At 62.3% G+C, this 22,914-nt stretch carries 19 protein-coding genes; 7 read left to right on the top strand and 12 right to left on the bottom strand.

Annotated features, from left to right (window positions below; translation table 11 throughout):
- Nucleotides 1–106 precede the first annotated feature (106 nt).
- Nucleotides 107–1,303, top strand: coding sequence for an enoyl-ACP reductase FabV (gene fabV, locus B0G81_RS34915; RefSeq protein ID WP_012433018.1), 1,197 nt, complete (start codon nucleotides 107–109; stop codon nucleotides 1,301–1,303).
- Nucleotides 1,304–1,399: 96 nt separating this feature from the next.
- On the opposite strand, the gene B0G81_RS34910 is transcribed toward fabV, so the two are convergent.
- From B0G81_RS34910 to B0G81_RS34900, 3 genes are all read right to left on the bottom strand, one after another.
- Complete coding sequence (locus B0G81_RS34910; RefSeq protein WP_241974594.1) at nucleotides 1,400–1,747, bottom strand: hypothetical protein; 348 nt, start codon at nucleotides 1,745–1,747, stop codon at nucleotides 1,400–1,402.
- 134 nt (nucleotides 1,748–1,881) lie between these two features.
- On the bottom strand, nucleotides 1,882–2,505 hold the full coding sequence (locus tag B0G81_RS34905; protein WP_134141890.1) for a glutathione S-transferase: 624 nt from the start codon (nucleotides 2,503–2,505) through the stop codon (nucleotides 1,882–1,884).
- 74 nt (nucleotides 2,506–2,579) lie between these two features.
- A complete protein-coding gene (locus tag B0G81_RS34900) occupies nucleotides 2,580–3,527 on the bottom strand; it encodes an AraC family transcriptional regulator (protein WP_116116972.1) in 948 nt (315 codons plus the stop codon).
- 212 nt (nucleotides 3,528–3,739) lie between these two features.
- Here B0G81_RS34900 and B0G81_RS34895 point away from each other — a divergent pair, with 212 nt between their 5' ends.
- Nucleotides 3,740–4,576: an oxidoreductase gene (locus B0G81_RS34895; RefSeq protein ID WP_208328622.1), complete on the top strand. Its 837-nt coding sequence runs from the start codon at nucleotides 3,740–3,742 to the stop codon at nucleotides 4,574–4,576.
- Between the two features lie 238 nt (nucleotides 4,577–4,814).
- On the opposite strand, the gene B0G81_RS34890 is transcribed toward B0G81_RS34895, so the two are convergent.
- Together B0G81_RS34890 and tam are read right to left on the bottom strand one after the other, a co-directional pair.
- Complete coding sequence (locus B0G81_RS34890; RefSeq protein ID WP_116116971.1) at nucleotides 4,815–5,180, bottom strand: hypothetical protein; 366 nt, start codon at nucleotides 5,178–5,180, stop codon at nucleotides 4,815–4,817.
- Nucleotides 5,181–5,365: 185 nt separating this feature from the next.
- Nucleotides 5,366–6,142: a trans-aconitate 2-methyltransferase gene (tam, locus tag B0G81_RS34885; protein ID WP_134141883.1), complete on the bottom strand. Its 777-nt coding sequence runs from the start codon at nucleotides 6,140–6,142 to the stop codon at nucleotides 5,366–5,368.
- Nucleotides 6,143–6,287: 145 nt separating this feature from the next.
- Between tam and B0G81_RS34880 the strand changes: the two genes are divergently transcribed.
- Complete coding sequence (locus B0G81_RS34880; RefSeq protein ID WP_134141878.1) at nucleotides 6,288–7,184, top strand: LysR family transcriptional regulator; 897 nt, start codon at nucleotides 6,288–6,290, stop codon at nucleotides 7,182–7,184.
- 2 nt (nucleotides 7,185–7,186) lie between these two features.
- Here the strand turns inward: B0G81_RS34880 and B0G81_RS34875 are convergent, their stop codons facing one another.
- From B0G81_RS34875 to B0G81_RS34865, 3 genes are all read right to left on the bottom strand, one after another.
- On the bottom strand, nucleotides 7,187–8,401 hold the full coding sequence (locus B0G81_RS34875; protein WP_134141873.1) for a porin: 1,215 nt from the start codon (nucleotides 8,399–8,401) through the stop codon (nucleotides 7,187–7,189).
- A 77-nt stretch (nucleotides 8,402–8,478) separates the two neighbouring features.
- Nucleotides 8,479–9,930: an APC family permease gene (locus B0G81_RS34870; RefSeq protein ID WP_208328580.1), complete on the bottom strand. Its 1,452-nt coding sequence runs from the start codon at nucleotides 9,928–9,930 to the stop codon at nucleotides 8,479–8,481.
- Nucleotides 9,931–10,204: 274 nt separating this feature from the next.
- On the bottom strand, nucleotides 10,205–11,209 hold the full coding sequence (locus B0G81_RS34865) for an AraC family transcriptional regulator (protein ID WP_134141868.1): 1,005 nt from the start codon (nucleotides 11,207–11,209) through the stop codon (nucleotides 10,205–10,207).
- Between the two features lie 196 nt (nucleotides 11,210–11,405).
- Here B0G81_RS34865 and B0G81_RS34860 point away from each other — a divergent pair, with 196 nt between their 5' ends.
- The 4 genes from B0G81_RS34860 (at nucleotide 11,406) to B0G81_RS34845 (ending at nucleotide 16,956) form a co-directional block, all read left to right on the top strand.
- Nucleotides 11,406–13,391, top strand: coding sequence for a primary-amine oxidase (locus tag B0G81_RS34860; protein ID WP_134141866.1), 1,986 nt, complete (start codon nucleotides 11,406–11,408; stop codon nucleotides 13,389–13,391).
- Between the two features lie 7 nt (nucleotides 13,392–13,398).
- Nucleotides 13,399–14,388, top strand: a complete 990-nt coding sequence (locus tag B0G81_RS34855) for a hypothetical protein (protein WP_166679106.1) — start codon at nucleotides 13,399–13,401, stop codon at nucleotides 14,386–14,388.
- Between the two features lie 37 nt (nucleotides 14,389–14,425).
- Entirely contained in the window at nucleotides 14,426–15,904 is a 1,479-nt protein-coding gene (styD, locus tag B0G81_RS34850; RefSeq protein ID WP_134141860.1) for a phenylacetaldehyde dehydrogenase StyD, read from the top strand.
- Nucleotides 15,905–16,020: 116 nt separating this feature from the next.
- Nucleotides 16,021–16,956 carry a LysR substrate-binding domain-containing protein gene (locus tag B0G81_RS34845; protein WP_134141856.1) on the top strand — a complete coding sequence of 312 codons (936 nt, stop codon included), beginning with the start codon at nucleotides 16,021–16,023 and terminating at the stop codon, nucleotides 16,954–16,956.
- A 16-nt stretch (nucleotides 16,957–16,972) separates the two neighbouring features.
- Here B0G81_RS34845 and B0G81_RS34840 read toward each other — a convergent pair whose 3' ends face one another.
- The 4 genes from B0G81_RS34840 to aldA all read right to left on the bottom strand — a co-directional run bounded on the left by B0G81_RS34840 (nucleotide 16,973) and on the right by aldA (nucleotide 22,844).
- Complete coding sequence (locus B0G81_RS34840; RefSeq protein ID WP_134141853.1) at nucleotides 16,973–18,634, bottom strand: GMC family oxidoreductase N-terminal domain-containing protein; 1,662 nt, start codon at nucleotides 18,632–18,634, stop codon at nucleotides 16,973–16,975.
- A 70-nt stretch (nucleotides 18,635–18,704) separates the two neighbouring features.
- Nucleotides 18,705–19,922, bottom strand: a complete 1,218-nt coding sequence (locus B0G81_RS34835) for a mandelate racemase/muconate lactonizing enzyme family protein (RefSeq protein ID WP_134141849.1) — start codon at nucleotides 19,920–19,922, stop codon at nucleotides 18,705–18,707.
- Complete coding sequence (locus tag B0G81_RS34830; RefSeq protein ID WP_134141846.1) at nucleotides 19,923–21,245, bottom strand: MFS transporter; 1,323 nt, start codon at nucleotides 21,243–21,245, stop codon at nucleotides 19,923–19,925.
- Nucleotides 21,246–21,398: 153 nt separating this feature from the next.
- The gene (gene aldA, locus B0G81_RS34825; protein ID WP_134141841.1) at nucleotides 21,399–22,844 is read right to left on the bottom strand and encodes an aldehyde dehydrogenase; all 1,446 of its coding nucleotides are present in this window, start codon (nucleotides 22,842–22,844) and stop codon (nucleotides 21,399–21,401) included.
- Between the last annotated feature and the right edge of the window lie 70 nt (nucleotides 22,845–22,914).

The raw sequence follows: 22,914 nt of genomic DNA, 5'->3' as shown, positions 1-22,914 counted from the left end.
GCGGCCGGAGCGCAGCCAGAAGCCAAAGCGCCGCGGCGCGCCCGCAACCATCGCGGCCCACTACGCGGCCCACTATAATGTCGCCAATTCCGACAAGAGGTGCTTCATGATCATCAAACCGCGCGTGCGTGGCTTCATCTGCGTTTCCACCCATCCGACCGGCTGCGAAGCCAACGTCCGCGAACAGATCGACTACGTCAAGGCACGCGGCCCCATCGCCAACGGCCCGAAGAAAGTGCTGGTGATCGGCGCATCCACGGGCTACGGCCTCGCCGCCCGCATCAGCGCGGCGTTCGGCTCGGACGCCGCCACGCTCGGCGTGTTCTTCGAGCGCGCCGGCAGCGAAACCAAGGCCGGCACGGCCGGCTGGTACAACACCGCCGCCTTCGAGAAATTCGCGACGGAAAAAGGCCTGTACGCGACCAGCATCAACGGCGACGCCTTCTCCGATGAAGTCAAAGCGCGCACCATCGAAGTCATCAAGCGCGATCTGGGTCAGGTCGACCTGGTCGTCTACAGCCTCGCCGCGCCGAAGCGCACGCATCCGAAGAGCGGCGAAGTGTTCAGCTCGACGCTCAAGCCGGTCGGCAAGGCGGTAAATCTGCGCGGCATCGACACGGACAAGGAAGTCATCAAGGAAACCGTGCTCGAACCCGCCACCCAGAAGGAAATCGACGACACCGTCGCGGTGATGGGCGGCGAAGACTGGCAGATGTGGATCGACGCCCTGCTCGAAGCCGGCGTGCTCGCGGACGGCGCGAAGACCACCGCGTTCACCTACCTCGGCGAGAAGATCACACACGACATTTACTGGAACGGCTCGATCGGCGCGGCCAAGAAGGACCTCGACCAGAAGGTGCTGGGCATTCGCGAAAAGCTGGCGGCCAAGGGCGGCGATGCGCGTGTCTCGGTGCTGAAGGCGGTCGTCACGCAAGCAAGTTCCGCGATTCCGATGATGCCGCTGTATCTGTCGCTGCTCTTCAAGGTCATGAAGGAGAAAGGCACGCATGAAGGCTGCATCGAGCAGGTCTATGGCCTGTACAAAGACAGCCTGTACGGCGCGGCCCCGCACATCGACGAAGAAGGCCGTCTGCGCGCGGACTACAAGGAGCTCGACCCCGAGGTGCAGAACCGCGTGCAGGAACTGTGGACCCAGGTGACCAACGACAATATCTACGAACTCACCGACTTCAGCGGCTACAAGACGGATTTCCTGCGTCTGTTCGGCTTCGAGATCGCGGGCGTGGATTACGAAGCAGACGTCAATCCGGACGTGCAGATTCCGAAGCTCGTGCAGGTTTGACGAAACGCGGGGCCTTGAGTGGCCCCGCTTCGGGCTTACACCGGTTATCCCGCGTTGCTGCCACTCACCGGCAAGCGGTGCTCCTCAGAATGTGCCTCAGCAGGGAAACGCCGCCTGAAGCGAACGGAGGATCGCGAGGCCGACCGGAAAATCGTCCGACAGGCCGGGGTGGTTGGTGAAGAACGTGTCGAGCAACGGATAGACGTTCTGGTTGCCGATGGCGAGATTTTGCGGCGGACAGAAGAGCGGCGGCTTCTTCTTCGATACCAGTTCGCCGTTCGCCCAGCCGAACGCGTTGATCGTGCCGGTAATGTACGCGGCGTAGATCGAGTTGTTATCGGCATGCGCCCATTGTTTGTACTGCGCGGCCGTCATCTCGGCGCTCGCATTCAGAGTGAAACACGCGGCCAGCAACGCCAGCGCAACTTTCGATACCCGCATCATGGAACCTTCAATCGGTGTCGCAAAAGTGGCCATTGTAGGCGAGTCGGGGCGCGCCGCGCAGCAGCGCGTGCGTGCTCGGGAATCCGTAAGCATTGCGCACGGATTGTTGTAAGGCGTGGGAGTTTGCGCGTGCGTTACGGCGTACCGTTGCGACAATACATCCGGTAGCCTTCGCGCGTGGCGAGACGCGTCATATACGCGTCAACCGCCGGCAAATCGCTGTGCTGCAGCGGTGTTTCCAGCCAGCGGTTGATGGACAGCGCAAGCGGAATGTCCGCGAGCGAAAACGCATCCCCGGCGATGAACGCGCCGGTTTTCCGCAACTGTCCTTCGATCATGTCCATATGCTTCGCCCAATTCGCGCAAGACAGCTCGATCTGCCGCGGATCCTGGTGGGCCGGAGAATGCCGGACCAGCGCCAGAAAGGCGTAGCTCCAGGAACGGTTCAATTCGCTTGCCTGCCAGTCGATCCATTGATCGCAGCGGGCGCGCTCGCATGGATCGAGCGGATATAGCCACTCGCCTCGATAGCGGCCGGTCAGATAGCGGATGATCGAATTCGACTCCCACAGCAGGAACTCGCCGTCTTTGATAACGGGCACCATGGCGTTGGGGTTCAGCGCGAGAAATTCCGGTACGTTGGTCGCGCGAAATCCGGAGCCCCAGTCTTGCTGTTCGAATGGAAGCGCGAGTTCGGCGCAGGTCCACAAGACTTTGCGGACGTTGATGGATGAGGTCTTGCCGAGGATCTGTAGCATGGGTTCAAAGCGTATCGACGGCTCGATGGAACGGACAGACACAGTTTGCGCCACGCGCACCGGGCCAGCTCCGCTCAGTGCGAGGCGACGAATACGGTACCCGGCGCGGGCGGCGGCACGGCGAAGGATTTGCGCATCCGTTCAGCCTCTTCGACCGGACTGCGGCCGAACAGGCGCTTGAATTCGCGGCTGAATTGCGAGGCGCTTTCATAGCCCACCTGCACACACGCGTGCGCCGCCGTCACCTCGTTTCTCACCATCAGCAGGCGCGCCTGATGAAGCCGTGTCGACTTCAGATATTGCATCGGCGACGTGCGCGTCACCGCCTTGAAGTGCGAGTGGAAGCTGGGCACGCTCATGTTCGCTTCCAGCGCGAGCTGCCCGATGTCGAGCGGTTCGCGATAGCACGCGTGAATCTTGCGGATCACTCTGGCGATCCGCGCGAACTGGCCCTGCGCGGTCAGCGCGGCGCGCATCGATCCGCCCTGCTCGCCGGTCAGCACGTGGAAGTAGATTTCGCGCACCAGCGCTGGTCCGAGTAGTTCGGCCTCGAGCGGCACGCTCATCGCCTCAAGAAAGCGCAATACCGAAGCGCTCAGCTTCGCGTCGAGCGGCGTCGACATCATGCCGCGCGGTTCGGCCGGCACGCCCGCGTCCCGCTCGTCCAGTTGCAGCATCAGGTCCGCGGCGACTTTGAAGTCGAGGCGGAAATAGATGGCGAGCAAGGGCTTGGCCTCGCTCGCTTCGGTTTCCATCGAGAACGGCACCGGCACAGAGACGGCCAGATAGTGCTGCGCGTCGTACACGTAGACCGTCTCGCCGAGAAAGCCCCGCTTGCGCCCCTGGCAGACGATCACGACGCCCGGGTCGTACAGCACCGGGGTGCGGCTCAGCGGCCGGTTCGACCGCAGAAAGCGCACGTCGGGCAGCACGGTGAGGTTGTAGCCTTCCAGCGGCGCGAGATTTTCGAGCAAGGCCACCATGCGTTGGCTCGCGCCCGGATCCTGATGTTTGTGCTTCATTGCGGGCCCTGTCGACATGGTTAAGCAGATTGCACTGTGCCACCGCGGCGTCGAAAAATCCATCCGTTCATAGGATTAGGCAATCAACGCAGACGACCCGGCATTCGCGCCCGGCCCTGCCGCTCCTACCATTCAGTTCTGGGCTGTTTCCGTCGATGCCCCGCGTTTTCGCCCGAAAGCGCCATGTGATGACGGACAAAATCAAGGAGTGGATCACCATGAGCAAAACGTTTCTGATCACCGGCGTCAGTTCCGGCTTCGGCCGCGCCTTCGCGCAGGCGGCGCTCGACGCGGGCCATACCGTCGTCGGCACGGTGCGCAATGAGGCCGCGCGCGATGCGTTCACGGCGTTGGCGGCCGAACGGGCGCACGCGGTCGTGCTCGACGTCACGGATTTCGAGGCGATCACGCCCGCTATCGCCGCGATCACCGACACTGTCGGCCCGATCGACGTCCTCGTCAACAACGCCGGCTACGGACACGAGGGCACGCTGGAAGAATCGCCGCTCGACGATCTGCGCCGTCAATTCGACGTCAACGTGTTCGGCGCGGTGGCGATGATCAAGGCCGTGCTGCCCGCCATGCGCGAGCGGCGCTCGGGCCACATCGTCAACATCACCTCGATGGGCGGCTTCATCACGATGCCCGGCATTGCGTACTACTGCGGCAGCAAGTTCGCGCTCGAAGGCATCACCGACACGCTCGCCAAAGAAGTGGCGGGCTTCGGCATCAAGGTCACGGCGGTCGCGCCCGGCTCGTTCCGCACCGATTGGGCCGGCCGCTCGATGGTCCGCGCGGGCCGGAGCATCGCCGACTATGACGCCCTGTTCGACCCGATCCGCGAAGCGCGCGAAGCAAAGAGCGGCAAGCAGGCGGGCGATCCGCGCAAGGCGGCGCAGGCGCTGCTGGAAATCGTCGCGGCAAAGAATCCGCCCGTGCATCTGCTGCTCGGCAACGATGCGCTCGATCTGGTGAAGACGAAGCTGGCGGCACTGAAGGAGGAAATCGAAACGTGGGAGGCGTTGTCGCGCTCGACTGACTTCGCCTGACGCGATAACTCAATTGAGCTTGCGAAATTGCGAGGCGAGTGCGTGCCCCGAAACGGAACAACGTTCGTCCGCAGAAAAGCGCGCTGAGTGGGGCACTCGGCCGTTCGGTCGTCAACGCCCAACGGCAGGACGGCCGGCATGCGGCGGCCGATCGAGCGCGATCTGGTGGGGCCGGCGGCGAGGTGGTGGCGAACGCCTCACCCCGAACTGCTCAGCCGATGGCGTGCGTGATTGAACCTTAATCCGCCAACCTTTTATCCGACAAAGCATTCTGACAATCGGCAATGACTTGCCGAACGAGCCGGGCCTGAGGATCGAGTTCATCCGTATCGAGAATCTCCTCGACCGCGTCTCTCGCCCAGTCCGCCTCGACAAACCGCGCGTGGCGCCGCGCGATCTCCACCGCGGTAGCGGTCAGCTTGGCGATCGTCAGCCAGTCGGCCTCCCGCGCCCGGCGGTCGAGCCACTTGTGCGCGGCTTGCACGTGGAACGCCGCGTCGGGCCAGTCCTCATTCAGGTAATAAGCGCCAAGACTGCCGCATGTGAGCCAGCACAACAGCTCCAGACGGTCCCGTGGACTCAGATGATGGCGTACATCACTCATGGCGACGCTCGCTGCGGTGGATTGCGTTCCGGTGAGGACGGCGTGTCGCCGGCCTCCGCTTCGATAGAACAATATCACGCAGAATTCAAGCGCGGCAATTCCTGAGTACCCTGGCGCGGCGGCGCCACATCGGCACGGCAACCGGCCCGCGGGCCGCACCACGCCTCGCTCGCGAGCCCGCGCCGCTAGCGCGTAGCGACGATGAACAGGCGCGGAAACGGCAGCAGCACCGTGCCGTCGGCGAGCGCCGGATAAGCCGCGGCAATCGCCTCGCGGTAACGCCCGAGAAAGGCGGCTTGCTCCGCGTCGTCGAGTTCGGCGAGAAACGGCCGCAGCGCGCTGCCCTTGAACCATTCGACCACGGCGTCCGCGCCACCCGCGAGCGGGTGGTGATAGACGGTGCGCCACACGTCGACCCGCGCGCACAGCGGTTCGAGCAACGCGTAATACCACTGTGCGCCGTAGCGCATGGTGCGCTCGACACCTTTGAGCTTGTGCGCCCACGGACCATCGGCGGCAATCTCGCGCAGCAGGCGGTGCGCCGGTTCGTCGAGATTGTCCGGCATCTGCACGGCGAGGCTGCCGCCCGGCGCGAGCTTGCCGACGAGCGACGGAAACAGCCGCTCATGGTCGGGCACCCACTGCAGCACCGCATTGGCGAGGATCAGGTCGTAGGGTCCGGGCGCGTCCCACGTGGCAATGTCGCTCACGTCGAAGCGGAATTGCGGCAGTCGCTGGCGGGCCGCCGCGATCATGTCGGGCGAACTGTCCATACCGCTGACCGCCGCTCCCGGCACGCGCGCCGCGAGTGTCTCGGTCGAGTTGCCGGGTCCGCAGCCGATGTCCACCGCAGTCTTCACATTCGCCGTCGGCACGGCCGCCAGCAGATCCCTGACCGGACGCGTGCGCTCGTTTTCGAACATCACGTACTGCTTCGCGTGCCAATCCTTCTTCGACGTCATCTGGGACTCCTTGTGTTCAGGGTGGCCGGATCGGTGACCGTCGATCTGAACCGCGCGGCATTCCAGCCGATCCAATCCGCCCATTCTCGGCGGCGCGACGTGCGGAGTAAAATGAATTTATCACTCCGATTCCTCAATTTTACTGATGAAAATCGACACGCTCGGCGTTCAGGCGTTCGTCGCCATCGCGGATCGCGGCAGCTTCCAGAGTGCCGCCGATTCGCTGCACGTCACGCAAACCGCCATCACGCAGCGTCTGCGCAAGCTCGAAACCTATCTCGGCGTCACGCTGATCGAGCGGACCACGCGCTCCATGGCGCTCACCGAAATCGGGCGCGGTTTTCTGCCGCAAGCGCGCCGCTTGCTCCGCGAACTCGCCGATGCGCTGGTCGAAATCCGCGAGACGGGCGTGGCGCGCCGCGGCGATGTGTCCATAGCTTGTGTGCCGACGGTTGGCGTGCAGTATCTGCCGCGTATTCTGCAGGCGTATTCGGCGCGTTATCCGCATAACCGCATCCGGATTCTCGATCATGCGTCGTCCGCGGTGGAAGCGGCCGTGCTGCGCCGCGAAGTCGAATTCGGCATCAATATCGCGGGCGAGCATCATCCCGATCTGGCGAGCGTGCCGCTCACGGAGGACCGCTACGTTTTGATTTGCCACGAGGATCATCCATTGGCAAAGCGGCGCCGCATCGCCTGGCAGCAGTTGCAATCGTATCCGCTGATCTTTGCCGGCGAGGTGAGCGGCAACCGTGCGTTGCTGGACGTAGCGCTGGCGCCGAGCCACCTGGCGCTGCGCTCGTTCTACGAAGTGCAGCGCAGCTCGACGGCTGTCGGGCTGGTCGCGCAGGGTGTGGGCGCGGCCGTGGTGCCGGCGCTTGCGTTGCAGAAAGGCGCGTATCCGACGGTGCGCATTGTCGAACTCACACAGCCGGTCGTGTCGCGCACGCTCGTGCTCGTGGCGCGCAAGACCGCGCAGTTGTCACCTGCCGCGCAAGCGCTCTACGACATGATTCTCGAGCAGGCGACGTTCAAAGCGTGACGTCAAAAGTTATGCCGCAACCCCAACACCACCGAAACCTGCCGGTCCGTATCCGAATTCACCACGTTCGGAATCTGCGCCAGGTTCTCGCTCGCCCCGGTCGCCGGATCAACCCCTAATCCGGCACCGGAAGATTTCTGCCCAATCGCCACGGCATAAACGGCGGTCCGTTTCGACAAGCTATACACCGCGCCGAGGTTGATCTGATGCACGCGGGTCGAGCCGCTGCCGCCAGGTTTGACGTCGTTGAAGATATAGGCGAACCCAAGCTGCAAATCCGGCGCAAGCGCATAGGTAGTGTTCAATTCGGCGATATCGAATGAAACGTCAGTGCCGGCCGGTCGCGCCGCGGTCGCGAAGTACTGGCTCTGCGACAGCCGCGTATGCGTATAAGTCACCGCCACGTTCGCCTTGCCGAACGAATACGAACCCCCTGCCCCGAAAATCCGCAACTTGCTCGCATCCTGCAGCAGACAATACGCCGCGTCCGCGTTCGCACAACTGAAGTCGCCGATATAGCCACTCGTGCCACCCAGCGCCGCCTGCAACGGCTGATTCAACTCCAGATACCCCGCGCTCAGCGACAGCGGCCCCTGCGCGTAATTCGCCGCCAGCGCCCAGCCCTTGTTCTGCGAAAAATTCCCCGCTACGCCGCCGAGGCTGAACAATCCCCCCAGCGTGAATCCGCCGAAGCTCGGACTGATGTACTTGATCGAATTGTTGAAGTTGAACGCCTCGTTCAGGTTATCAACATCGCCGAAATGCGAGCCGTACAGCGTCGCCCAGTTATTACTCGATGCATACGCACCCATGTAATCCGAGAACGGATCGTATTGACGGCCGAAGGTCAGCGCGCCATACGTCGCATTGTTCACGCCGACCCACGCATTGCGATTGAACAGCGTATTCGATTGCAGCATCGCGCCGCTGCCGATCAGAAAACTGTTCTCCAACGCAAAGTTGACCGTCGTGCCCGCGCCGAGATCTTCCGTGCCCATCAAGCCCCAGCGCGACGGCACCAGATTGCCGCCGCCGAGTTGATAGTTCGCGTGTCCGTTGGTGCTGCCGTTGGCGAGCGTCGTCTGCTGGTTGCTCGTGTAGATGAGGCCGGCGTCGACCGTGCCGTAAAGCGTCACCGAAGATTGCGCGTGTGCGCCCATCGAAAGGCCGAACGCGGCCAGCGCAAGCGCCGAGCGCTTGACGAAAGTGTCTGCCATGATTGTCTTGTCGAGAAGTGAGGTAGGTGGTTGTCGCGCAGGGTTGGCGCGATTCGCGCGGTGCGCGCGGTTTGCTTTTACTGGCCGAAGCGTGCGTAGATATCCGGGCGCTTCTTGCGCAGAATGAGACCGATCAGCACGCCGACCAGCGCCACCGTGAACACGATCCAGGGAAACGATTTGACGATCGGACTATCGGAGCCGCTGAGCGCGTCGAGATTGCGCACCAGAATCACACCGATATACAACAGGCCGAAGCCACCCACCAGCGGCGCAACGACCGCGTGCCATACGCGCGTGTCCTTGCGCGTCTTGCGAAAGAACGCGATCACCGAAAAACTCGTCACCGCCTGCAACATCACAATGCCGATCGTGCCGAGCGCCGAACTCCAGCTGAACACGATATTGAACACGTCGCTGCCTGCCGCGATAAAGAGGCCGAGCAGCACGCAGACAGAGACCGTCTGCAGATAGCTCGCCACATACGGCGAACGATATTTTTCATGCACACGGTTGAGGACTTGCGGCAGGATGCCTTCGAGACTCAGCGCATGGATATAACGCACCAGCGTGTTATGAAACGACAACAGGCTCGCGAAAATACTGCTGAGCAGCAGGAAGCTCATCACCGTCGTCGCTGCATTGCCCAGATATTTGCCGGACTGGATGAACCAGAAATCGCCAGGCTGTTTGGTCGCCACCGTGACCACATCGGCGAGGCCGTACGCACAAACAATGGTCCACGTGACGAAGGCGAAGAACACGAGAATCAGCACCACGGACACGTAGGTGGCGCGCGGCACGGTCACCTTCGGATCGCGACATTCCTTGCCGTATATCGCGGTCGCTTCGAAGCCGATGAACGACGCGAAGGCGAACATCACTGCAATACCGAGGTGGCCGCTGAACACATGCTGCGGCGTGAATGGTGCGAGCGTGAGCCCGCTGGGTCCGCCGCCATGCACGACGATCGCGATGGCGAGCACCAGCAGAATGCCCAGTTCGAGGCACATCAGCACGCCGAGCAGGCGGCTATTCAGATCAATGCCGCGAATGCCGGTGAATTGCACCACGGCCACGCAGATCAACGAATACCCGTACCAGGGCAACGCGACAGGCAACAGCGGCGAGAGGATCACCGTGCAGAAGAAACCAAACAGTCCGTATAGCGCGATCTGGATGAACGTATACGACATCAGCGCGACGAGCGCGCCGGCCATACCCAACGGCCGCCCGAGTCCGGCGGTGATGTACGCGTAAAACGCGCCGGCGCGCACCACGTGCCGGCTCATCGACGCAAAGCCCACGCTGAAAATCAGCAGCACCGCGCCGGCAATCACGAACGCGCCCGGAATGCCCGCACCGTTGCCCAGACTGATCGCGGGCGGCACCGCGCCGAGCATGCCGGTCAGCGGCGCGGCCGCCGAAATCACCAGGAACACGATCTGCCATAAGCCCAGCGTATTGCCTTTCAATTCCACGGGGTTCTCCGCGTCGACCGCTCGGGTCGGAGAATAGGGTTCACTCATCGCTGCCTCTGTTGTGTTGGCTAGTCTGGGACTCGCCTGAACCCTGCACTGCTGATCCAGACGCTCGCTTGACCGATCTCCGATGCTTCGGTGTGAGCGCATGGTAGGTAGCTAAAAAATAAAGCGACTTCGCCAACCGCGCCAAATTTTCGATAATTTGCGCCAATGCGGGGAAGCCCGAATACGGACGCTCTCGGCGAATATTTCGGCGGATATTTAGGAACCTGAACTATTCTCGCGCGTTACTTTCAGGTTGAAAGAAAATACGGCCACGTCACGCGCTGTTTTTCTTCCAGCTACGCGTGGCGCGCCACAAGACCGTGGCGTCCGCATAACCGACGGCGCGTGCGATCGCGGCATTGGTGAGTTCTTCCCGTTCGAGCAGGCCTTCGACGCTGCGTTGCCGTTCCTCGCGCACGATCTGTCGCACGGAAGTGCCCTCTTGCGCGAGGTGCCGTTGCAACGAGCGATGCGAGAGACCGAGATCCTTCGCAATGTCGGCGACGATCAGCTTTTCGTGCGCGAGCCGCCGCGTCACCAGATCGCGAACCTGCTCGGCGATGCTGTGCGGCATCGCATCCCGTGCGATCAGATCGGTAGCGTGGCGCTCCATCATGCGCGCCATTTGCGTGTCGGCGCTTTTGAGCGAAGCGTCGAGATCCTGCGGCCGCAGAATCAAGCCATTGAAAGGCTGCTGAAAGCGCACCGGCACATGGAAGATGCGCGCATACGGTTTGAGGTCGGCGGGCGCGGCATGTTCGAAATGCACTTCAACCGGATTCCACGCCGCGCCGCGCACGAGGCGCACCATATGGCACATGGTCGAGAGGCTGTATTCCGCATCCTGGCGGCGCGGCCAGATTTGCGGACTGGCGATCTGGTAGGTCCAGATCGGCCATTCGTCGTCGCGCAGCAATTCGCAGGTCGTGGTGTTTTGCCACGACGCGAGCGCGAGCACGAACTTGCGCATGGCCGCATTCAAGGTGGGCGATGAGAGAAACACCAGACCTGCGGGCCCGAGTTCCGTCAATTGCAACTCACTGCCTAAACGCAGGCCGAGCGCGGACTCGCCAAGGACCTCCGCGGCACGTTCGAACGCCGCTACGTAGCGCGTGAGCGGCAGGATTTCGTACGGATTCGACAGAAGCTTGCGGCTCATGCCGAACTCCTCCAGCAGCGTGTCGCATTGCGCGCCCGATGCATCGAGTGCGCGCACAACCGGTCCCATGACCGCGGCGCGGACCATCGGGAAACTGCCGTTGAGCGTGACTTTCTTCATGCTGAGCGTCTCCTCTCCAGTCTTCGCTGACGATTGCTCGAGTCATTCCCTGGCGCACTTTATCGTTCATTTGGCGCAATACGCAAGCGCGAAAATATTATTGGGTTCCTACGATTTGCCATCGACTCAGCGTTCGCCGTGCCTCATTCGCCTCGCGAGCACGCTGTCCGGTCCAGCAACTCCTTACGGGAATCTTATGAACACGAATGCCACGAAAGCCGCTCACGTCCCCGTTCATCCGCTCGATCCGCTGAGCGGCGCAGAAATGCAGCTCGCGTGCGATCTCGTGAAAGCCGCCGAGAAACTCGACTCGCACGCACGTTTTCCGATGGTCGAACTGCGCGAGCCGCCGAAAGCCGAAGTGGTGGCATTCAAAACCGGCAACTATTTTTCGCGCACGGCCTTCGTACTCGTCATCGATCGGTCGAATGGCGCGACGATCGAATTCGAGGTGGACCTGAGAGAAAAGAAAATCGCCGCGCGCCGTGTGATGCCGTTCGGCGAGGCGCCGTACGGCCAGCCGCCCATCATGATCGACGACTTCATGAACGCGGAACAGATCGTCAAAAGCGACGAAGCATGGCGCGTGGCCGTGATGAAGCGCGGCCTCAGCGAAAAGGATCTGGAACGCGTCCAGGTCGACCCGTTCTCGGCAGGATGCTTCGATCGCGAGAACGAAAACGGCCGGCGTCTTGTGCGTTGCGTGAGCTATTACCGCGAGACACTAACCGATAACGGCTACGCGCATCCAATTGAAGGCGTGATGGCCGTGGTCGATCTGCTGGAAAAGAAAGTGATCGAACTGGTCGACGACGGCCGCATCATTCCGATTCCGCGCGCCAAGCACAACTACGACACACCGAGTCTCGGCGAACCGCGCAGCACGCTCAAGCCGCTCTCGATCAATCAGCCCGACGGCCCGAGCTTCACGATCGACGGCTGGCACGTGAACTGGCAGAACTGGAACTTCCGCGTCGGCTTCACGCCGCGCGAAGGGCTGGTGCTGCACCAACTGTCATGGGACGACGGCAAGAGCACACGCCCGATCATCTACCGTGCAAGCGTCACGGAAATGTGCGTGCCCTACTCCGACCCGACCACTAATCACTACTGGAAAAGCGCGTTCGACGCGGGTGAATACGGTCTCGGCAAACTGGCGAACCAGCTCGAACTCGGTTGCGATTGCCTCGGCACGATCCGCTATTTCGACATTCCGTCCGCGGACGATTTCGGCAACGCGTTCGTGATGAAGAACGCCGTCTGCATGCACGAAGAAGACTACGGCACGCTGTGGAAGCACTATGAATTCCGCACCGGCGTATTCGAAATGCGCCGCTCGCGACGCCTCGTGATTTCCTTCTTCGCCACGGTCGGCAACTACGACTACGGCTTCTACTGGTATCTGTACCAGGACGGCACGATTCAGCTCGAATGCAAATTGACCGGCATTGTGCAAACGTCCGCCGTGGCCGATGGCGACACCTATCCGTGGGGCGGCATGATCACGGAGAACCTCGGCGGCCCGACGCATCAGCACTTCTTCAACGCCCGCATGCACATGATGGTGGACGGCGAGCGCAACACGGTGACCGAACACGAATTCGTGCCGCGTCCAATGGGCGAGAACAATCCGTACGGCAATGTATTCGATACAACCAGGCGCGTGTTGAAGACCGAAAGCGAAGCCGCCCGCAACGCGAACGGCAGCACCGGTCGCTACTGGAAGGTCAGCAACCCGAATGTGAAGAATGCCCTGGGCGCGAATCCGGGCTATAAGCTGGTCGTGAACGACTCGCCGCTGATGCTGGCCGACGAACGTTCGAAAGTGCGTCAGCGCGGCGGTTTTGCCACGCGCCACGTGTGGGTCACGCCGTTCGATCCGGCTGAGCGCTATGCAAGCGGCGATTATCCGAATCAGCATTCTGGCGGCGACGGCCTGCCGCGTTATATCGAGGCGAACCGCAACATCGAGAATGAAGATGTCGTGCTGTGGCACAGCTTCGGCCACACGCATGTGTGCAAGCCTGAGGACTTCCCGGTGATGCCGGTGGAATACGCCGGCTTCATGCTCAAGCCGAACAACTTCTTCTCGGCCAACCCGACGATGGACTTGCCGGCCGAGCGTGATCTGAACAGCGTCGAAGACGGCAAGTCCACGGATCATGGCTGCTGCAAGCACTGATCTGCTCATGCCTCGTGCGTGGCACGCCGCTTTGGCACGCATGCTGTGCGCGAGTGCGGCATGCGTGTGCCTCGCGAGCGGCGGCGCTGCGCTGGTGATGCAGGCCGGCCTCGGCCGGCACGCCACCGAGTTATGGATGAGCGCGCTGATGCTTGCGGCCATGATGAGCGTGCCACTGCTGATGTCGCGCTCATCGGGCCGAACCACGCTGCTGGCGAGCGCCGCGACGCTTATCGTGACGATCAGCGCAATGAATAGCGTACCCGCGTATTTGAGTGATTCGGCGCACGGCATGGCGATTGCCGTGCTGATGATCGCGACGGGCGTCGTCATGTTGCTCAACTGGCTGCGCGCTAACGCCGAAAGGCGTCATAACGTGGAGCGCGGCACTCAGCAAGATTCCGATTCGATCAAAGCGGCGACTCCTTCAAGTGCGACGGCTTTTCTCGCCTTGCTCGCGGGACTATCGAGCGGCAGCCTCGCACGCTTCCAGCTTTTTGCTATCTGCGGTGTCAGCGGCGCACAACCGTTCTGGCGAATCTCGCTTTCGCTTGCGGCCGTCTGCGTGCTGGCGTTGATCGCCGACCGCTTGCGCGGCAATCGTCTGTTGATCGCGTTGTACATCGCTCGCGCGACGCTGATCGGTACGCTCGCGGCGAACGACAATCCCGCGCTTGCGCCACTCGCGGCCGCGGTCTTTCTGATTCTCGATTGCGTGACGATTCCCGCGCTCGCCAACTTGCGCGGCATCACGACCAGCGCGACCAGCGTATTGAGCGCGAGTTGCCCTGGCGTCGCGCATCACATCGGCATGCTGCTGGGTGCTGCGCTGTCGACCACACCCTACTTTTTCGGCGAAGGATTCGTCTTGCTGTACGCATTGAGCGCGACGGCAAACGTGATCTGCGCCGCGTCGTTAGCAACGCGTTGGCGCGCCAGGCGGCACGTCCACCCGCGCCTCAACCCATTCCGCCGTCAGACAAACCCTTCCGGCTAGCGCCACGGCCACTCACCCCCAACGGAGACGAACCACCATGACCGAACACAAGCTGGCGGCCATATTGCCGCACACCATGTTCATCAACGGCGAACAAACCGGCAGCGCCGCGGGCCAAACCTTTCCGGTATTCAACCCGGCCACCGCGGAAGAAATCGCGCAGATTCCCGACGCGTCGGAAGCCGATATCGATCACGCCGTCAGAACCTCGAAGGCGGCTTTCGAATCCGACGCGTGGCGCAGAATGCCGCCGGCCGTCCGCGAGGGTCTGCTGCTGAAACTCGCCGACCTCGTCGAGCGGCATAGCGACGAACTCGCCGCGCTGGAAACGCTGAATCAGGGCAAGCTGATCGGTTTCTCGAAGATGCTGGAAGTGGCGGGCAGCGTCCAATGGCTGCGCTATATGGCAGGCTGGGCGACCAAGATCGAAGGCAGCACGTTCGATCTGTCGATTCCGTTCCCGCCGGGCACACGCTACAACGCCTCCACCAGACGCGTGCCGGCGGGCGTGGTGGCCGCCATCGTCCCGTGGAATTTTCCGCTGCTGATGGCGGTATGGAAAATTGCCCCGGCGCTGGCCTGCGGCTGCACCGTCGTGCTGAAACCGGCTGAAGAAACGCCGCTGACGGCCATCCGTCTCGCCGAACTCGCGCATGAAGCGGGTTTCCCGGCCGGCGTGTTCAACGTGGTGACCGGCCGCGGCGAAACAGCAGGCGCGGCGCTCGTGCGGCATCCGCTGGTGAACAAGGTCACTTTCACCGGATCGACCGAGGTCGGGCGCATCATCGGCCGTCAGTGCGCGGACGATCTGAAGCGCGCGTCGCTCGAACTGGGCGGCAAGAGCCCGGTGATCGTGCTCGACGACTGCGATCCGCGCAAGGCGATCGAAGGCGCGGCCGGCGCGATCTTCTTCAATCACGGCCAGGTTTGCACGGCGGGCTCGCGCCTGTATGTCGCGCGCTCCATTTACGACGAAGTCGTGCAAGGCATTGCCGCCGTCGCCGACGGCATCACGCTCGGCTCCGGCTTCGACGCGGCGACGCAGATGGGCCCGATGGTCTCCGCGCGGCATCGCGACAAAGTGGCCGGCATGATCGCGCAGGGCAAGGACGAAGGCGGCGAGATCGTGTCGCGTGACGCGCGCGTGGAGCGCGAGGGCTACTTCGTGCGTCCGACCGTGATCGCCAATCGCGCCTGCAAGCCGCTTTCCGTCGTCAGGGAAGAGGTGTTCGGCCCGGTGCTGGTCGCCATGCCTTACGACGACCTGGATGAAGTGCTGGCTCAGGCGAACGCCTCCGAATACGGTCTCGGCGCGAGCGTCTGGACCAATCAGCTCGACAAGGCGCTGCGGCTCGTGGACGGCATCGAGGCCGGAACGGTGTGGGTCAACACGCACAACATGGTCGATCCGGCCATGCCGTTCGGCGGCTTCAAGGCGTCGGGCATCGGCCGCGAACACGGCAAATCGATCATCGATTCCTATACGGAGAGCAAGTCGGTCTGTATTGCTTATTGACGCTGCGACGCCTGCACGGCGCATCATGGGCGCCGCGCCGCGCAGGCAAACCAGTAAAATACCGGGATATCGCGCCGCCGCGCCTTACCTCCCGGTCGAACATCTTGAAACGCAAAATGCCCGCGCTGAACGCGCTAAAAGCCTTCGAAGTCGCCGGCCGCACGGGCAGCTTCACCCGCGCCGCGGAACTGCTCAACGTCACGCAAAGCGCGGTCAGCCGCCAGGTCCGGCAACTCGAGGCGCAATTGGGCGAGACGCTGCTGCAGCGTCACCATCACCATCTGGAACTGTCGGCTGCCGGCCGCGTTCTTCTGCAAGCGCTGCAGCAGTCGTTCGATCGTATCGAACTCACGGTACGCGGCCTGCAGGAAAAGACCCATCGCAATCGCCTGCGCATCAATGCGCCGCCCACCTTCACCAGCCGCTGGCTCATGCCGCGCCTCGGCCGCCTGCGTGACGCGCATCCGCAACTCGAACTGAGTCTGTCGACGCGCGTCGACGACGACCTCGCGGAATCCGGCGTGCTCGATTGCGCTATCCGCTTCGGCAATGGCGAATGGGAAGGTGTCGAAAACCGCCTGTTGATGAGCGAGCGGCATATCGCGGTCTGCTCGCCCGCCTTGCTCGCGCGCCAGGCAGGCAGCGCGGCAATCGATCTGAATCAGTTCACGCTGTTGCATGTGCTGGCGAGCGCCGATCAGCGCTACCTCACCTGGCAGCATTGGCTCAAGGCGGCGGGCATTGAAAACGTGGATACGCGCGGGGGTTACGAATTCGATCTGCTCGATCACGCGATTCGCGCGGCAATCGACGGGCTCGGCGTGACCATCGCCGATCGCCACATGATCGCGCGCGAACTGGCCGAAGGCCAACTCGTGCAGGTGTTGAACGTGCACGTGGATGGGCATCAGTCGTACTGGTTCGTCACGCGCACGGAACAGGAAGAACTGCCGCACGTCGCGCTGTTTCGCGACTGGCTGCAGCAGGAAATCTGGTTGAGCGGACGGGCGCTGGATGCGTCCGAATCGGCGCCTTTGAGCGACGCCGGTTAACACCTGCGCTACCGCATCAAGCCGTCGCGGCCATCTCCGCCGCCACAGGCCGATACGCAACTTCGCTCGCGGCGTCCTCGAGAATCATGTCGGCGCCCTTCTCCGCCACCATCATGGTCGGCGCATTGATATTGCCCGACGTGATGTTTGGAAAGATCGACGCATCGACCACGCGCAAACCGGCGATACCGTGGACCCGCAAACGCGCATCCACCACCGAGCTTCGCGGGTCGTCGCCCATCGCGCACGAACCGCACAGATGATAGATCGAACCTGATTGCTCACGGAAGTACTGCAGAAAATCCTCGCGCGTCTTCACCTGCGGCCCTGGCGAGATTTCCTCGACCGTGATCGCCTTCAGCGCTGGCGACGCCATCACCTTGCGCACCAGTTCGCAACCCTGGATCACTTCGTCGATGTCCTTCTCCGTGGTCAGCGCGTTGATGCGGATCTTCGCGGCGTCTTCGGCGCGATTCGACGCGATCTCGATCGAACCGCGGCTGGTCGGCCGGCACGGATTGAACGCCAGCAGAAAGCCCGAATACGGTTCAGGTTCGAGATTCGCCTTGTTGCTCTTCGGAATCCGGTACGACAGCGGATTGAAGTACAACTGCAGATTCGGCTGCGCTTGCCGATCGTTGCCCTTGAAGAAGCCGCCCGACTGGTTCACGCTCATCGCGAGCGGCCCCTTGCGCGTCAGCAGATATTGCAGACCGAGCTTGAGCTTGCCGAGCAGCGGCCGCATTTCGTCGTTCAGCGTTTTCATGTTCGCGCGATAGTAGAAGCTCACGCACAAATGGTCCTGCAGATTCTGGCCCACCGCGGGCAGTTCTTTCACCATGGCGATGCGATGCTTCGCCAGCAATGCGCTGTCGCCCACGCCGGAGAGTTGCAGCAGCTTCGGCGAATCGACCGCGCCCGCCGACAGAATCACTTCGCGCGTCGCCATGAATTGCCGTGTGGTGCCATTCTGCGTGACGCTCACGCCGATTGCGCGTTGGTTGCCGTCGAATAGAACGCGGCTTGCCAGCACGTCTCGTTCGACCGTGAGGTTCTTGCGCGACAGCACCGGGTGCAGATACTCGAAGCTGCTCGACGAGCGCTGCCCGTTGCGCGTATTCACGTCATAAATGCCGGCGCCTTCGAATTGCGCGCCATTGAAGTCGTCGCTGCGCTGATAGCCGGCTTGATCGCAGCCTTTCAGGAACACGTGGCAGATCGGATGCACCGCGTCTTTCATCGGCGAGATGCGGATCGGGCCGTCCGCGCCGTGATAGTCCGTGTTGCCGAGCGGATGCGATTCGAGCTTGCGGAAGTACGGCAGCACGTCGCGAAATGCCCAGCCCGGGTTGCCGGCGGCGGCCCAGTCGTCGAAATCGTGCGGCTGGCCGCGCACGTAGATCATGGCGTTGATCGAGCCGGAACCACCCTGCACCTTGCCGCGCGGACAATAGATCGGCCGGTTGTCGAGTTCTTTTTCCGGCTCGCTGTAGTACATCCAGTTGTAGGTTTCGTTGTAGTACGTCTTGGTGAAACCCACCGGAATCTTGAACCAGAACGAGCTATCCTTGCCGCCCGCTTCGAGCAGCAGCACCGAATATTGACCCGACGCCGACAGGCGATTGGCGAGAATGCAGCCCGCCGAACCCGCGCCGACGATGATGTAATCGTAGTTCATGCTCTATATCGCCAGACGGCGCTCAATCCATTGAAACGTAGTGGTGAAACCCGTCAAATGCAAGGCGCACTCAACCCTTGGCCGGCGCGAGATCCTTCACATCCGCCGGTTGCGCCGCCATTTGCAGATGCAAACGCTCGCCGGTGTACGGCGTGTGCTGCCTGACGACTTCCATGTTCAGCTCGACGCCAAGGCCCGGTTCCTGCGACGGAATGATGTAGCCGTCTTCCCATTGAATCGGCTTCTTCAGCACGGCCGCATGAAAACCGTCCCACGTACCGATACTTTCCTGAATCAGGAAGTTCGGCGTGCACGTCGCGAGCTGAATGCTGGCCGCCGCGCCGATCGGCCCGTTGTACAGATGCGGCGCGATCTGCGCGCAGTACACCTCGGCCAGCGTGGCGACTTTCTTCGCTTCGAGCAAGCCACCAACACGCGCCACGTTCAATTGCAGAATCGACGCGGCGCCGGCTTCCAGCAGCTTGAAGAATTCGTACTTGGTAGTGAGGCGTTCACCCGCGGCAATCGGAATGCTGGTGTGCCGCGCGACCTGCGCCATCGCTCCTTCCTGCCCCGGCGGAACCGGCTCTTCGAACCATAGCGGGTCGTACTTTTCGAGGCGTTTCGCAAGCCGGATCGCCGACGACGGCACCATCTGCCCGTGCGTGCCGAACAGCAGATCCGCCTTGCTGCCGACTGCTTCGCGCACGCGCCGGCAGAAGGTTTCGCAACGGTCCAGCACTTCCATCGACAGTTGATGGCCCGAGTACGCCGTGTACGGTCCGGCCGGATCGAACTTCACCGCCGTGAAGCCGCGTTTGACGTTTTCGAGCGCGCATTCGGCGGCCAGATCGGGATCGTCGTAGTCGTATTCGCCGCGGCTGTTCTTCGGATACAGATAGGTATATGAACGCAGGCGCTGATTCACCATGCCGCCCAGCAACTCATACACCGGCTTGTTAGCCGCCTTGCCGATAATGTCCCAGCACGCCATTTCGAGGCCGCTGACCACGCCCATCATGGTCAGATCGGGGCGTTGCGTAAAACCGCTCGAATACGCTTCGCGCCAGAGCCGCTCGATATGGTGCGGGTCCTTGTCGAGCAGATAGCGGCCGAATACATCGTCGATGACGTGGGTCATCGCTTTCGGATGGAACGTCGCCGAATAGATTTCGCCGACACCTTCAATCCCGCAATCGGTCTTGAGCTTGACGAAGATCCAGTACATGCCGCCCACATGCGGCGGCGGTACGGCGACGATATGCGTTTCGAGCGAGACGACTTTCATTTACGCAACCTCTTTTCTATTGAGCATGCTTCTCAGCGCGAGCCCGGCAAAGCCGCCGAGCGCCGCCATCGCGGCTACATAGCCGAAGTAGAGCTGGTAGCCGAAGACCCCGGGGAACGTCTGCGTCAGATAGCCGTTGATGAGCGGCAGGAACACGTCCGGCGAATAGCCGAGCACGGAGATGAGGCCGATCGCGAGACCCATCGTGGCAACCGGAATATTGCAGCGATCCAGCAGCGACCAGTACAGGCCGCGAATCGCGTAAGTCAGAATGCCGATGAACAGCACGAGAAACACCAGCAGCACGTGGCTCGAAATACGCGGCGCCGCCATCAGACCCAGCAGCGACAGCGCGGCCAGAAAGAGCGCGATCACGAGCACCGACACCTTCGAATAGCGATCGCCGAGAAAGCCGCCGCCGATGCCGCCGATCGGCCGCATCCACAGCTTGAGCGTGGTGATCGTGCCGGCCATCACGACCGTCAGGCCGATTTCGCCTTCATGCAGATACGCGGAGAAACTGTAGGTCGCCCAGAACACCTGGTAACCGCAGAACACGATCGCCGCGACGAGCCACAGTTCGGGAATCTTCGCGAGCGTCTTCAGATCGACCAGAACGTTGTTGCGTTGACGCGCGGCGCGATTGGCGGCGGCATCTGCTTTGCCCTGCGAATCCTTGACGAGTGCGAGCACGACGCCAAGCGCAATGCAAAGAAACGCGTACATGTACACCACCAGCTTGAATCCGGCCGCGACCGGTTCGCCCTTGGTCTGCGTGATCCACGCGAACAGCGTGATCGCAATGGTTGCGAGCATCGCCTCGATCAGGCCGCGTCCGCCGTCGAGCAAGCCGAAGAAACGGCCCTGTTCATGCGTGCCGGCAATCATCGTCACGCGCTTGATGACCGCGGCCCAGAACGTCAAACCGGTCGATAAGCCCCAGCCGCCGAAGATCATCATCAGCATCGGGAACGACGGCGCGGTCGAATACCACAGCCCGAGCACGCCGGTGGCGATCAGAGAAAAGCAGATCAGCAAACGCGGCGCGATGCGGTCCGCGAGCCAGCCGCTCGGCAGATAACTCAACAGAAAGATCGTGCCCAGCGACGAATACAGATAGCCGAGCTGGCTATCGGTGATGTGGAACACTTCGAGCATCGTCGGCTGATACACCTGCCGCAGATACAGAATCGGATAGATCGCGCCGGCTGCGATCACCAGCAGAATGAGCTGGACATAACGCTGCGTCTTGCTGTTTTGCAGCGCGGCCTCTTCGTCGCTTAAAGCGAGCGAAGCATCGGTTCGAACGGGTTGGGATGACACGTGAGCGCTCCTCAGAGACACAGCGCCGGCCCATCGGGCCGCCCGGTCTCCAATATGTTTTGTTTTGGACTGGCAGCAGAATCGCTGCGCGTTTTCAGGTTGCAAGGCAGACACGCGCCGAAGCTTCAACATGCGGCGCGCGCCGGTTCAGCTTCAGTACTTCATGACCACGAGCCGGGTCTGGGTGAATTCGAGCATGCCGTGCTTGCCGTCGTCGCCGCCGAGGCCCGAACGTTTCCAGCCGGCGTGGAAGCCCTGATACGGATCGGCCGGCGTACGGTTCACGTACAGTTCACCGGCTTCAATGCCGTTGGCGATCTTCATCGCGCTGCGATAGTTCTCCGTATACAACACCGACGAGAGACCGAATTGATGATCGTTGGCCATCTCCAGCGCTTCGTCGAGCGTGCGGTATTTGACGACCGGCATGATCGGACCGAAGGTCTCTTCCTGGATGATTTCCATGTCCTGACGGCAGTTCGTTAGCAACGTGGCCGGATAGAAGAAGCCTTTGCCTTGACCGGGTACGGGCAGCTTGCCGCCGGTTTCGAGCGTGGCGCCCGCTGCGACCGCACGTTCCACCATCGCGTGAATCGACTGGCGCGACGCCTCGTTGACGAGCGGACCCATCAACGACGGCTGTTCGCTGCGATCGCCGCTTTCCACCGCGCTCATGTGCTTTTTAAGCAGCGCGACGAAGCGGTCATGCACGCTTTCCTGCACGTAGACGCGTTCGATCGCCGTGCACAACTGGCCGCAATGCGTGGTCTTGGACGCGACCAGATCGCGCGCGGCTTTCTCGAGATCGGCATCGGCCTCGATGATCGCGGGCGTCTTGCCGCCCAGTTCGAGCGACGGCTTGGCGATGTTCGCCTTGCAATAGTCGAGCACCTTGCGGCCCGCGCCGACGCTGCCCGTCAGCGTGATCATGCCCACCTTGGGATGCGTGCAAAGCGCCTCGGCGGTGGCGTGGTTCATCGCGAGAATGTTGACGACGCCCGCCGGCAAACCGGCCTTCTCCACCGCCCTGGCGATTTCGAATGCGGATGTCGGCGTGTTGTTGCTCGGACGCACGACGACCGTGTTGCCGGCGATCAGCGCCGGCGCCACTTTGCGCATGAACGTATAGACCGGATAGTTGAACGGGATCAGACACGCGACCACGCCGATCGGCTCGCGATGCAGCACGAGGTTTTCGTCGGGCGTATCGCTTGGAATCACTTCGCCTTCGATGCGGCGCGCCCACTCTGCGTGGTAGCGGGTGATCTGGCCGGCGTAGATCGCTTCGTTGGTGGCGTCGGCCACGCTCTTGCCGGACTCCAGCGCGAGCGCCGCGCCAATGGCGGGCGAGCATTCGGTCAGCGCGTCGGCGAGTTTGTGCAGATAGACGGCGCGCTCGGCCGCCGGCAGCTTGCGCCAGCCCTTTTGCGCAACCGCGGCGGCATCGACCGCGGCGATGACTTCGGCCTGGGTGGCGCCGGTGACATGGGCGATCACGGCCTCGGTGGCCGGATTGCAAACGGCAATGAGCTCGCGGCTAGCGGTGTCGGTCGCGGGTTCGATAAACCGGCCGTTAGCAAAATTCCGATCGAGTCGCATGGTCGTCTCCTGAAAAGCATGGTGCGAAAAACGCATTGCCCTCGGCTATGGCCTTCATGCCAAAGGTGCA

Source organism: Paraburkholderia sp. BL6665CI2N2, from assembly GCF_004366535.1.
GTDB lineage: Bacteria > Pseudomonadota > Gammaproteobacteria > Burkholderiales > Burkholderiaceae > Paraburkholderia.
Note: the sequence above shows the minus strand (reverse complement) of the source record. Positions and strands in the feature narration are given on the sequence as shown.